Source organism: Phenylobacterium sp. (assembly GCF_016793285.1).
Lineage (GTDB): Bacteria > Pseudomonadota > Alphaproteobacteria > Caulobacterales > Caulobacteraceae > Phenylobacterium.
The window spans coordinates 18,801-30,287 of sequence record NZ_JAEUMO010000250.1 but is presented as its reverse complement, the minus strand read 5'-3'; the positions used below and the strand labels follow the sequence as shown (position 1 = coordinate 30,287).

The 11,487-nt window shown below is 72.2% G+C and carries 9 protein-coding genes, 2 pseudogenes and 1 riboswitch; of the genes and pseudogenes, 5 read left to right on the top strand and 6 right to left on the bottom strand.

Translation table 11 applies throughout. The annotated features are described in order from the left end of the window. A pseudogene (locus tag JNL41_RS21440) lies at positions 1-491 on the bottom strand (hypothetical protein); the annotation flags it as partial. A gap of 72 nt (positions 492-563) precedes the next feature. Between JNL41_RS21440 and glp the strand changes: the two are divergent. Further along, a complete protein-coding gene (glp, locus tag JNL41_RS21435) occupies positions 564-1,754 on the top strand; it encodes a gephyrin-like molybdotransferase Glp (RefSeq protein WP_293478266.1) in 1,191 nt (396 codons plus the stop codon). Between the two features lie 23 nt (positions 1,755-1,777). On the opposite strand, the pseudogene JNL41_RS21430 reads toward glp, so the two are convergent. After that, positions 1,778-2,623 (bottom strand): annotated as a pseudogene (locus tag JNL41_RS21430) (XdhC family protein); the annotation flags it as partial. A 167-nt stretch (positions 2,624-2,790) separates the two neighbouring features. Here JNL41_RS21430 and JNL41_RS21425 point away from each other — a divergent pair. Continuing rightward, positions 2,791-3,657 carry an aldo/keto reductase gene (locus tag JNL41_RS21425; protein WP_293478264.1) on the top strand — a complete coding sequence of 289 codons (867 nt, stop codon included), beginning with the start codon at positions 2,791-2,793 and terminating at the stop codon, positions 3,655-3,657. Positions 3,658-3,682: 25 nt separating this feature from the next. Here JNL41_RS21425 and JNL41_RS21420 read toward each other — a convergent pair whose 3' ends face one another. After that, complete coding sequence (locus JNL41_RS21420; protein WP_293478262.1) at positions 3,683-4,873, bottom strand: Xaa-Pro peptidase family protein; 1,191 nt, start codon at positions 4,871-4,873, stop codon at positions 3,683-3,685. A gap of 43 nt (positions 4,874-4,916) precedes the next feature. On the opposite strand from JNL41_RS21420, the gene JNL41_RS21415 reads away from it, so the two are divergent. Together JNL41_RS21415 and JNL41_RS21410 are read left to right on the top strand one after the other, a co-directional pair. Next, on the top strand, positions 4,917-5,828 hold the full coding sequence (locus JNL41_RS21415) for an aminotransferase class IV (protein WP_293478260.1): 912 nt from the start codon (positions 4,917-4,919) through the stop codon (positions 5,826-5,828). After that, positions 5,825-6,580: a hypothetical protein gene (locus JNL41_RS21410; protein ID WP_293478258.1), complete on the top strand. Its 756-nt coding sequence runs from the start codon at positions 5,825-5,827 to the stop codon at positions 6,578-6,580. Before JNL41_RS21415 ends, JNL41_RS21410 begins: the two co-directional genes overlap by 4 nt. Here JNL41_RS21410 and JNL41_RS21405 read toward each other — a convergent pair. Both JNL41_RS21405 and JNL41_RS21400 read right to left on the bottom strand, forming a co-directional pair. Further along, complete coding sequence (locus JNL41_RS21405; protein WP_293478256.1) at positions 6,564-8,354, bottom strand: TonB-dependent receptor; 1,791 nt, start codon at positions 8,352-8,354, stop codon at positions 6,564-6,566. The two genes, JNL41_RS21410 and JNL41_RS21405, sit on opposite strands and share 17 nt — an antisense overlap. Before the next feature lie 76 nt (positions 8,355-8,430). Then, positions 8,431-8,650: riboswitch (cobalamin riboswitch) on the bottom strand. Positions 8,651-8,773: 123 nt separating this feature from the next. Next, complete coding sequence (locus JNL41_RS21400) at positions 8,774-9,631, bottom strand: dienelactone hydrolase family protein (RefSeq protein ID WP_293478254.1); 858 nt, start codon at positions 9,629-9,631, stop codon at positions 8,774-8,776. A gap of 125 nt (positions 9,632-9,756) precedes the next feature. Here JNL41_RS21400 and JNL41_RS21395 point away from each other — a divergent pair, with 125 nt between their 5' ends. Then, the gene (locus JNL41_RS21395) at positions 9,757-10,542 is read left to right on the top strand and encodes a hypothetical protein (RefSeq protein ID WP_293478252.1); all 786 of its coding nucleotides are present in this window, start codon (positions 9,757-9,759) and stop codon (positions 10,540-10,542) included. Here the strand turns inward: JNL41_RS21395 and JNL41_RS21390 are convergent. Continuing rightward, complete coding sequence (locus JNL41_RS21390) at positions 10,520-11,464, bottom strand: cyclase family protein (RefSeq protein ID WP_293478250.1); 945 nt, start codon at positions 11,462-11,464, stop codon at positions 10,520-10,522. The two genes, JNL41_RS21395 and JNL41_RS21390, sit on opposite strands and share 23 nt — an antisense overlap. Positions 11,465-11,487 lie beyond the last annotated feature (23 nt).

Here is an 11,487-nt window from a genome sequence, read left to right as displayed (position 1 = left end):
CGCGCCCCGATCACCGCGCCGTCGCCGACGCTCACGCCTTTGGCGATCATCGCGTCGTCGCCGATCCAGACGTCGTGGCCGATCCGGACCAGGCCCGAGGGATCGGGGTCGGGCCGCACGTTGGACGCCACGCCGACGTCGCGGAAGTAGGCGTTGATGCCCTGCAGGTGCTCGTGCGCGTAGACCACCGGCGAGGTCGAGGCCCATTCATGCGGGTGGCGGCCGGCCAGCCAGGCCACGTTGCTGCCGACGGAGCCGTAGCGGCCGATCGCGACGTAGGGCCGAAGCGCCGAGTGGCTGTAGCTGAACGCGCCCATCACCCGCGGCAGCGCCTGGCCGGCGACGATGGTGACATAGGGCTCGATCTGGCAGTTGCCGGGCAGGGTCATCTTCTGGCCCACGCGCCAGCGGCGGCCCGCGCCGACCGTATCGTAGACGCGCTTGGCCTCGAGGAGGTCGAGCAGCGCCTGGGTGACCTTCACCACGTTCATCGCGGCAACCTAGCGGGCGACGCGCCGCGCTCAAGGTGTTGAACCGGTTCCGGGCTTGGGGTTGATGGGGGCATGAAGCTGCTTGCCGTCGACGACGCCCGCGCCCGGATGCTGGCCTGCGTCTCCGCCCTGCCCGCCGAGACGGTGGCGCTCGCCGACTCCATCGGCCGCGTCCTCGCCGAGGACATCGTCGCCGCCCGCGACCAGCCGCCCTTTCACGCCTCGGCCATGGACGGCTGGGCTGTCCGTTCCGGTGACGCGCCCGGAAACCTGCGGATCGTGGGCGAGAGCGCGGCGGGCCACGCCTACGACGGCGCCGTCGCGCTCGGCGAGGCGGTGCGCATCTTCACCGGCGCGGCGATCCCCGACGGCTGCGACGCCGTCGTGATCCAGGAGAACGCGACGCGCGACGGGGACACCGTGGCGGTTCCGGCGGTGGCGGCCGGCCATCACGTCCGCCCTGCCGGCGGCGACTTCAAGGCGGGCGCGGCGCTGCTGGAGAGGGGCGTGCGGATCGACCCGTGGCGGCTGTCGCTGGCCGCCGCCGCCGGCCGCGCCGAGCTCTCGGTGGCGCGCCGGCCGCGCGTGGCCCTGTTCTCCACCGGCGAGGAGATCGTCGAGGCGCCGGCCACGCCCGGGCCCTTCCAGATCTACGACAGCGGCTCGCGGGCGCTGGCCGCCCTGGTGGCGGGCTGGGGCGCCGACGTCAGCCGCGCCAAGCCGGTTCGAGACGACCTGGAGACCACGATCCAGGCGCTGCGCGACGCCCAGGGCGACCTGGTCGTGACCGTCGGCGGCGCCTCGGTCGGCGACCACGACCTGGTCCGCGCCGCCGCCGAGGCGCTGGGCCTCGACCTCAAGGTCGCCAGCGTCAACGTGCGTCCCGGCAAACCCACCTTCTTCGGCGTGCTGGGCGACGGTCGGCGCCTGCTGGGGCTGCCCGGCAACCCGGCCTCGGCGCTGGTCTGCGCGGAGCTGTTCCTGCGCCCGCTGATCGCGGCCTATCAGGGGGCCGACGTCGGTCTGCGGATGATCGGCGCGCGGCTCGAGGCGGCCCTGCCCGCCAACGGTCCCCGCGAGCACTGGATGCGGGCCAGGCTGAGCTACGGCGGCGGTTTCGTCACCGCCCAGGCCTACCGCGATCAGGACTCTTCGCTGGTCAGCGTCTTCGCCGCCTCGGACGGCCTCATGAAGCGCGCCGCCGGGACGCCGGCGGCCGCCGCGGGCGACATCGTCGAGGTGTTGCCGCTCACCCGCGCGTAGCGCAGCGCGGTGATCTCGCCGATCACCGAGACCGCCACCTCGAACGGCGCCTTGCCGCCCAGGTCGAGCCCGATCGGCGCGTGCAGCCGCGCCAGGGCCGCGTCCGGGAGGCCGAAGTCCTCCAGCTCGGCGACCCGGCCCGCCAGCCTTCGCCGCGCGCCCAGCAGGCCCACATAGCCCGCCCGTGACGGCAGCGCCGCCTTCAGCGCCTCGCGGTCGGTCTCCAGGTCGTGGGTCGCCACCGCCACATAGGTCCAGGGATCCAGGCCCACCGCCGCCAGCGCCGAGGCCGGCTCGTCGCGGCGGTAGGTCACGCCGGCGATCGGCGGCGGCGCGGACGGCCCCTTCGGCCGCACCAGCGTGGTTTCGAAGCCCGACTTCGCGCCCAGTTCGGCGATCGCCAGCGCCGTGGGGTCGCCGCCCACCACGACCAGCCGCGGCGTGGGCTCGTAGGCCTTCGCCACCACCGCCCCGGGCCAGGGCGACGGCGCCGCGGCGCAGGTCCGGGTGATTCCGTCGCTGAGGTAGGTCACCGGGCGCCGCCCGGCCTCCGCGGCCAGCAGCGCGGCGAGTGCGGGGTCGGAGGCGGCCACCCGCTCCACGAAGATCTCGATCCGCGCCCCGCAGAGCAGGCGGATGTCGGGCCAGGGACTGCCCTCGCCGTAGACGAGCCTGCGCGATTCGCCGTCGTCGAGGCACGCCCAGGCGTGTCCGGCCACGTCGCCCTCGACGCAGCCGCCCGAGAAATACCCGGCCAGCACCCCCCGCGCGAACACCATCTGGGTGCCTTCGGGCCGCGGACCTCCACCCTCGACGGCGACCAAGGTCGCGAGAACAAAGGCGTTTTCGGCTCCGATGGCCCGCCGCATGGCCGGACGGACGTCCTCGTCCATGCCGAACATCGGCCAGTCGGGCAGCGGATTTCCGGGGCCGGGCACGTCAATCAAGCCTGGATACGCCTTCTTAGCTTTCCCGCGACAAAATGGTCTCGGACACGGATTTCACCAAGCCTTTCAGCCGAGTTCCCCCGCCCGTCATGACAATGTCCCTGAGCAAGCTCGGCCTCGGAACCGCCCAGTTCGGGCTGGACCAGCCGCCCGGCGCGCGTGGGCGCCCCCGCGAGGCCGAGGCGCGCGACATCCTCTCCACCGCCGGCCGCTCGGGCATGAGCGTCCTGGAGGTGGCCCGTGGCTCCGCGACCGCCGACACGCTGCTGCGCAGCGCGCTCCCGCAGCCGAACCCGTTCCGCATCACGCTCACCAGCATCCGCCCCGACCGCGGTCCGGACGCCCTGGAAGCCGAGTTGCGCGCGCAGATGACGCGCCTGGGCGTCGAGCGGGTCGACACCGTCATCGCGCCATCCGCCACCGACCTCCTGTCGCCGCAGGGCCCTGTGCTCTGGAACAAGCTGCGGGAACTGAAGGACGCCGGCGTCTGCCAGCGCATCGGCGTGCCGGTCTATGCCTCGGACGATCCGGTGGGCATCGCACGGCGCTTCAAGCCCGACGTGGTGCAGGCGCCGGCCTCGCTGCTCGACCAGCGCCTGCTGATCGACGGCTCGCTCGCTGCCATCGCCGGGCTGGGCGTCGAGGTGCATCTGCGCTCGATCTTCCTGAACGGCGTCCTGTTCCTGCCGCCCGACCGTGCGCCGAGCCATCTGAAGGCCGCCGCCGGACGCATCAGCCGCGCGCGCCGCCTGATCGCGGAGGGCAAGTCCGACCCGCTGCAGGCGGCCCTGGGCTTCGCGCTCAGCCGCCCGGAGGCCTCGGCCGTCCTGGTGGGGGTGACCTCGGCGGCCGAGATGAGCGCCATCGCCGCCGCCGCCATGAGCCCGCCGCCGGACCTCGACTGGGACGAGATGGCCATCGACGACCCCGACGCCCTGAGCTGGGCCGCGGCCTGACGACCGGCGCCGCTTGCGCGGGGGGCTAGCCGAACGGCTTCTCCAGGCTGTTCTGCGGTTCGGTGAACCAGGCCGCGCCGTCTTCCGTGACGTGGAAGTGGTCCTCCAGGCGCACGCCGAAGGCGCCCGGGATGACGATCATCGGCTCGTTCGAGAAGCACATGCCGGGCTGGAGCGGGGTCCTGTCGCCGCGCACCAGGTAGGGCGCCTCGTGGATCGACAGCCCGATGCCGTGGCCGGTGCGGTGCGGCAGGCCGGGCAGGTCGTAGCCGGCGCTGAATCCCTCGGACGCCAGCACGCGGCGCGCGACCGCGTCGATCTCCTCGCAGGGCACGCCCGGCCTCACGGCGGCGAAGGCGGCGGCCTGGGCCTTCTTCTCCACCGCCCAGACCCGGACCATCTCCTGCGTCGGCCGCCCGAAGACGTAGGTGCGGGTGATGTCGGAGTTGTAGCCCTGCACCCGGCAGCCGGTGTCGATCAGCACCAGATCGCCGTCCTTCAGCGCCTGTTCCCCGGGCAGGCCGTGCGGATAGGCCGAGGCCTCGCCGAACTGCACCGCGCAGAACGAGCTGCCGTCGTCGGCGCCCAGCGCGCGGTGCGCCTGGTCGATGAAGCGGCGGACCTCGCTCGTCGTGATCCCCTCGCGCAGGATCAGCGCCGAGCGCCGCTGGACCTCCAGCGTCATCGCCTTGGCCTGGGACATCAGCGCCAGTTCCGCCGGCGACTTGATCATCCGGCAGCCGTCGACCACCGGCGCCGCATTCGCCATCGCCACGCCGGGCGCGGCCAGCCTGAGCGCATCGAACATCGCGAACGCCAGCGCCGGGTCGACCGCCAGCGACGTGGCGCCCAGCTCCGCCAGCACCTGCGCCGACAGCGCATACGGGCTCTCGTGCTCCTCCCAGAGCCGCAGCGGCGCGTCGATGCCGAGCGAAGCGAGGAGCGAGCCTTCCTCGAACCGCGGGCAGATCATAACCGGGGCGCCCGACTTCGGCAGGATCATCGCCACCAGTCGCTCGGTGGCGTTCCAGCCCACGCCGGCGAAGTAGCGCAGCGAGGCGCCCGCCCCGACGATCATCGCGTCGGTGGTCATCAGCGCCTGCGCCCGGGCCAGCCGCGCCGCGCGCTCGGCCTGCGAGATGGGCGGCGCGGCGTTCGGCCACGGCTTCATCTGCGCCAATTCGCGATCCGCACTCGACCCGCCGACGCCGTTCATGCTTACGCTCCTGCCGCGCTTACCTGCGTGTATAGGCTGGGGCATGGCCGGGAGTCAGGATTTCGCCGCCGATCCGCGGAACGCGGACCTGCGCATCTATGTGAACGGCGACCTCGTCCCGCGGGCCGAGGCCAGGGTGTCGGTGTTCGACGCCGGCTTCGTGCTGGGCGACGGCGTCTGGGAAGGCCTGCGCCTGCACCACGGCCGCCTGCTGTTCCTGGAAGCGCACCTGGAGCGGCTGTTCCAGGGGCTCAGCGACATCGCGCTGCCCCTCGGGCTCACGCCGGCCGAACTCACCGCCGAGATCCGGCGCACGCTGGACGCCAACGGCATGACGCACGGCGCGCACCTCCGCCTGATGGTGACCCGCGGCGAGAAGCAGGCGGTGAACCAGGACCCGCGCAACTGGCTGGGCAAGCCCACCATCGTCATCACCGCCGAGTACAAGGAGCCCTCGCCCGCGATCCTGACCCGGGGCCTGGCGCTGGCCACCTCTGCGATCGTCTGCACGCCGCGCGAGATGTTCGACATGCGGCTGAACTCCCACAGCCGGCTGGCGCTGATCCGCGCCCTGCTCGACGCGATCGGGAAGGGCGGCGACGAGGCCCTGATGCTCGATCCGAACGGCTACGTCTCATCCTGCAATGCGACGAACTTCTTCTGGGTGAAGGATGGCCGGGTGATGACGTCCACCGGCGACTACTGCTTCAACGGCGTGACCCGCGCCAACGTCATCGACCTCTGCCGCCGGCACGGCGTCCCGATCACGCTGGGCGACTTCGAGCTGGCCGACGTGGCCGAGGCGGACGAGGCCTTCGTCACCGGCACCTTCGGCGGCCTGACGCCGGTCAGCAGCATCGACGGCCACGCGCTGGCCGAGGCCCTGCCGGGGCCCATGACCGTGCAGCTCCGCGCGCACTACGAGGCGCTCAAGGACGAGGATGCCGGCAAGTGACCATCCGCATCGCCATGTGGTCGGGTCCCCGGAACATCTCCACGGCGATGATGCGCAGCTTCGAGAACCGCCCGGACTGCGTGGTGGCGGACGAGCCCTTCTACGCCGCCTACCTCGCCGCCACCGGCCTCGACCACCCGATGCGCGACGAGGTGCTGGCCGCCCAGCCGCAGGACTGGCGCCGCGTCGTGGCCGACCTCGACGCCATCGCCGCGCCGCTGGTCTACGAGAAGCACATGAGCCACCACATGCTGCCCGGCTTCGGGACGGCGTGGACCGAAAGCCGCCGCAACGCCTTCCTGATCCGCGACCCGGCCGAGGTGCTGGCCTCCTACGTCCAGAAGCGCGGCGCGGCGACGCTCGACGACATCGGCGTGGTCCAGCAGCATGAGCTGTTCGACCGCGTCTGCGACGATCTGGGCCGCCCGCCGCCCGTGGTGCGCGGCGCCGACGTGCTCGCGCATCCCGGCGCGATGATCTGCGCGCTGTGCGACGCCCTCGACATTCCGTTCCGCGAGCCGATGCTGAGCTGGCCCGCCGGCCGCCGGGAGAGCGACGGCGTCTGGGCCCCGGCCTGGTACGACGCCGTCGAGCGCTCCACCGGCTTCGAGACGCCCGAGCGCCGCGCCTACCCGCCGCTGCCGGACGACCTGGCGCGCATCGCCGACGCCGCCCGGCCGCACTACGAGGCGCTGGCGGCGCACCGCCTGCGGGTATCGGAACCCGCCGCCGCCGTCAGTTTCGGAACCTGACGCCCACATAGGCGGCGATGCCGGGCTCGCGGTAGCCCAGAACCTCCGAGAACCGCCTGTCGGTGACGTTCTCGACCCGCGCCGTCACGCTCAGTTGCCTGGTCACGTCATAGGCGCCGGCCACGTCGGCGGTGACGAAGCCCGGGCGCCGGGCGCGGCTGAACCCGTCGCGGGCGGTGTCGGTCTGGCTGGTCTCGCCGCGCACCGTCAGCGACGCCGACCACGGCCCTTCGTCGTCCCAGAACAGCGCCGCCGAGCCCGAGTGGTCGGGCACGCGCAGCAGGCTTCGGTCGGTCGAGCGGTCGATGGCGTCGGTCCAGGCGTAGGCCAGCTTCACCCGCAGGCTCTCGCTCACCTTCGCGTCGAACTCGGCCTCGAGCCCGTTCGAGCTGGTCTTGGCGATGTTGATGTAGCGGCTGGCGACATAGGCGATCTGGTCGCGGACCAGCAGGCGATAGGCCGTCACCGACGTCGAGATCCGGTCGTTCGCCCAGCCGAACCGCAGGTCGTAGCCTTCCGCCTTCTCGGGCCGCAGCGGAACGGCGGGGGCGAAGCAGAAGTCGCACACGACCTGGCTGACCGTGGGGGTCTTGAAGCCCGTCCCGGCGGAAGCCACCGCGTTGAACCCGCGGCCGAGGTCGACCGCGGCGGCGAGACGAGCGGTGGTCCTGGCCTCGTAGGCCTCCGGGTCGTCGTGGCGCACGCTGCCGGTGAGCGTGAGGCCCGCCCACTTCGCCTGGCCCACCGCGAAGACGGCGGTGTTGGAGAGGTTGCGCGACAGGCCGGTCGAGAGGTTCGCGTCGCTCGCCTGCCGCTCGGCGCCGACGACGAAGAGGTCGTCCTTGGCGGCCGTCCAGCGGATCACCTGCCGGTCGGCGTCCACCACCGACGGGAACGAGGAGATGTTCTTCCGACGCAGATCGTAGGCGCCGAAGCTCAGCTCGTGCGTCAGGCCCAGGGCCTCGACCGTCGCGCGCGCGAAGCCCTGCCAGTTGCGGCTCCGGGCGCGGTCGGGCGTGTCGCCCAGCGCGAAGGCGGGCGGCGGGAAGCCGTCGATGTCGATGGCGGAGCGGCTGTAGCGCAGCCGCGCGTCCAGCTTCACCTGCTCCGAGACGTTGAAGCGGCCGGCGACGTTGCCGGTCCAGGTCCTGAAGCCGTCCTTCTCGGTCCCGGTGTCGGCCTTGGAGACGCCGTCGGTGCGGAAGGCGGTGACGCTGGCCGAGAGCGCGTAGCGGTCGGCCCTGGTCCCCGCGCCCGCGAACCCGCGCGCGGTGGTGAACGAGCCGCCCTCGGCGGCCAACTCCAGCCCGTCCAGCTCACGGGTGGTGAAGCTCACGACGCCGCCGATGGCTTCCGAGCCCCAGAGCGACCCCTGGGGGCCCGACAACACCTCGACGCGCTCCAGGTCGCCGGTCTGCAGCGAGGCCGGATCGTAGTCGCCGTTCGGCGCCCCGGCGTCGCCCACCGGCACGCCGTCGATCAGCACCAGGGTCTTGTCGGGGCCGGCGCCGCGGATCCGGATCGCCGCCACGCCGCCGAACGCGCCGGCGCGCGCGATGCTGACGCCGGGGATCGTCGAGAGCAGGTCGGCCGCGAAGCTCACGTTGCGCGCCTCGATCTCGGCGCGGTCGATCACATGGGCGCCGGTGATCACCTTCGGATCGGTTGGCAGGCGCGCGGCGGTGACCACGAGTTCGTCGACGGGGGTTTCGGCGCGGGCCGGCATGGCGGCCAGCGCGGCGAGCGCCGCGGTGGCCAGGAGGGGGTATCGCATAGGTCAGACTCCATCTTCGGAGTCGCGGCGTCAGAGCCTGGCTCTGCCGGTCGTTGGCCTGGTCCCGGGCCGCGGACGAGCGACGGAAGAAGACGGCAGGTCTCCTGGCTTGCGGGTCGCCGGACCTCGTCCCCGCCTTCCCGGGACGGCCGCCGCGGCGGTCTCCCAGTGGCGCTCCGGACTTGCCGGAGGAAAGGACGCGGCCCTCGCCGCTCACAGTTGCGGGCACAGCCGGGGATTCGCACCCCGGTTCCCTCTTGGCCCCCGTCAGGGGGACCGCCTTCACGGGCGGCGTATTGCTACGGTTCCGACGGGGGAGCAAGCCCGCGGCGACGCGGACCTGCCCTGCCCGACGTCCGTCGAGGCGGGGGGGAATTACTTCAATCTCGAACGATCATCCCGCAGGCGGCGGCGCGGCCTTAAACGAGATTGGCCTTGTAGAGCTTGGTCAGTTCGGCCCACGCCTTCTCGGCCGAGGCTTCGTCGTATACCGCGCTGCCCTTCACGCACCAGCCGTGGTTGGCCGGATAGACCTCGACCGTCGCCGGGCGCTTCGTCTCGGCGAAGGTGGCCTTGAGGATGTCCTTGGAGTCCGGCTGGGCCTTGTCGTCGTTCTGGGCCACGCAGACCAGGTAGGCGGCCTTGGTCCTGGCGACCAGCAGGTGCGGGCTGTCGGGGTTCTTCGTGGTCAGGCCGCCGCCGTGGAAACTGCCCACCGCGCCGATGCGGTTCGGGACCGCCGCGGCGGTGCGGAACGACAGCGGGCCGCCCATGCAGTAGCCCTGCACGCCGACCTTCTTCTTCCTGTTGGTCTGCGGCTGGGCGTCGAGGAAGGCGACATAGGCGATCGCGTCGCGGTCGATGCCGTCGTTGGTCATCGCGCCGCGGAAGCCCATCAGCACCGCGCGATTCTCCGGCTTGGAGAAGTCGAACTCGGCCGGCACGACCGGCGCCTTCTTGCTGCGATAGAAGGGGTTGGGCACCAGCACGACGTAACCCTGGGCGGCGAGCCGGCGGCCCATCTCGCGCATCACGGGACGCAGCCCGAAGATGTCGGGCCAGAGCACGACGGCCGGCCAGGTCCCCTTGCCCGACGGATAGATGAGCGCCGAGTCCGACACGCCGTCCGGCGTCTTGACCTCGACGTCCCGCTCCACGACGTCGGCGGCGTAGGCCCCCGTCGCCGCGCCCGCGGCCGCCACCGTCAGCAGGCCGAAGCCGCGCCGCGACACGGTGGGATCCTTGACCTGGCCAACGTGGATTTCGTCGTCGCACATGGGAGCCTCCCTAGCTCTTCTCTCTCGTCGCCCAACCCTGACGCGGATTGTTGCGGCCCGATTTCGCGCGGCGAGCGAACCACACCTGCGCGCCGATTGCACGGGACTCGCGCTATGAGCCCGACATGACCTCGCCCGAGCGCATCGCCCGCGCCGACCGCACCGTTCCCTACGTCGAGGTGCAGTTGCGGCTGGCCCACCGCATGGCCGAACTCACCGGCGCGCCGCTCGGCGAGATGGCGCTCGCCCACACCAACCTTCACCGCCGCCTGGGCCTCGGCGTCTGGCGCGACGGTCCGCCCGCCGCGGGCTGGGCGCCCTACGCGCAGGCGCTGGAGGCCGCGCCCGACCTCGCCGCCCGCGTGGCCCTGACCCGCGAGGCCTGGCTCGCCGCGGCGGAAGAGGTGCTGCCGCATCCCGGCCAGACCGGCTTCGGCTGCTTCGCCCACGAGCCGGCGAACGACGAGGGCGTGGTGCGTATCCACTTCTACAACCTCGACACCGACGACGCCGGCGGCCCCCTCGCCGGCGCGAAACGCGCCCTCCGGCAGGCCGAACTCCGCGCGCTGACCGCCAACGTCCTGCGGACGAGCCCCCAGGCGCACACCGTCCGCGGCGGCTCCTGGCTCTACAACCTGGAGGCCTACCGCAGGCTGTTTCCGCCGGACTACGCCGCCTCGCGCCGCCCCTACGACCGCGCCATCAGCATCCGCGGCACGGCCGTCTGGGGCCAGGTCATCGACAGCCGCGAGGCGGTGCGTCCCGATGTCCGCGACGCCGTGGTCGCCAACCTGCCCACGCTCGATCCCGTGGCGCCGTGGAAGGCCTTTCCCTACCGGATGCTGGCCGTCGAAGCTCCGATCGGGAGCTTCGCCCGCTTCTACGGCGTCAGTGGATCGCGACCGGGTTGATCACCACCTGCACGGTGCCCTGGAAGCGCGGCTGGCCCAGGACGAACAGGAACTCCCTCACCCCGTCCGCCGCCATCGCGCCGGTGGCGATGTTCTCCAGGATATGCACGCCCTTCCTGGCGAGCAGCGTCTGGTGAACCTCGAAGGGGCGGTTCGCGTCGGCGAAGGGAATGTGCTCCAGCGCGATGGTGTCGGCGCCGATGGCCACCACGCCCTGGTCGGCCAGCCACGCGGCGCCCTCGACGCCCAGCCCCGGCTCCTGTGTCTGGTATCGGGCCTTGTCGACGCTGAGCATCTTCATCCAGCCGGTGTGGAACAGCACCACGTCGCCCTTCGCGATCTTCACGCCCTGGGCCTTCATCGCCGCCTCGATCTCGGGCCGGTTGAAGGCCTGGCCGGCCTCCAGCATCGGCTTTCCGAAGTGCCTGGCCATGTCGATCAGCACGCCGCGCGTCACGATCGGCGGCACGTCGGCGAGGTCGAGCTTGGTGAAGCCCCTGGGCCCGCGCAGGTCCTCCCCCTTCAGGCCGTTGTAGTAGCGGTGGTCGATGCCGAGATGGCCGAAGCCGTCCATCTGGGTGCCGATGCCCATGCTGGTGGTCACCTTCTCGTCGTGGGCGGTCACCTTGTTGTCGCCGGCCGGCGGCTGGCCCGCGGGCGGGCTCTGCACGATTTCGGCGGTGTATGTGCGCTGGCCGTAGACCGGGCTGTCGGGGCCGGTGGGGATGCCCAGCGCATAGACCTTGCCCGTCTTCACCAGCGCCGCCGCACGCTTCACGCCCTCGGGCGTCAGGTTGTTGACCGCGCCGCGCAGGTCGTCTGCGCCGTACTTCGACGGCCACCAGCGCTCTTCCGCGAACGCGGCGCCCGCGTCGAACAATCCGATCGCCGCCGCCGCGACCGCCGCCTGCCTCAACCCCATCGCCCATCCTCCCGCGTCGCCTG

Bases quoted from the DNA above. Each gene is read 5' to 3' on its own strand.
- glp (WP_293478266.1), top strand. From the start codon at position 564: ATGAAGCTGCTTGCCGTCGACGACGCCCGCGCCCGGATGCTGGCCTGC.
- JNL41_RS21405 (WP_293478256.1), bottom strand. From the start codon at position 8,354: ATGCGATACCCCCTCCTGGCCACCGCGGCGCTCGCCGCGCTGGCCGCC.
- JNL41_RS21400 (WP_293478254.1), bottom strand. From the start codon at position 9,631: ATGTGCGACGACGAAATCCACGTTGGCCAGGTCAAGGATCCCACCGTG.
- JNL41_RS21420 (WP_293478262.1), bottom strand. From the start codon at position 4,873: ATGAACGGCGTCGGCGGGTCGAGTGCGGATCGCGAATTGGCGCAGATG.
- JNL41_RS21425 (WP_293478264.1), top strand. From the start codon at position 2,791: ATGACAATGTCCCTGAGCAAGCTCGGCCTCGGAACCGCCCAGTTCGGG.
- JNL41_RS21390 (WP_293478250.1), bottom strand. From the start codon at position 11,464: ATGGGGTTGAGGCAGGCGGCGGTCGCGGCGGCGGCGATCGGATTGTTC.
- JNL41_RS21415 (WP_293478260.1), top strand. From the start codon at position 4,917: ATGGCCGGGAGTCAGGATTTCGCCGCCGATCCGCGGAACGCGGACCTG.
- JNL41_RS21395 (WP_293478252.1), top strand. From the start codon at position 9,757: ATGACCTCGCCCGAGCGCATCGCCCGCGCCGACCGCACCGTTCCCTAC.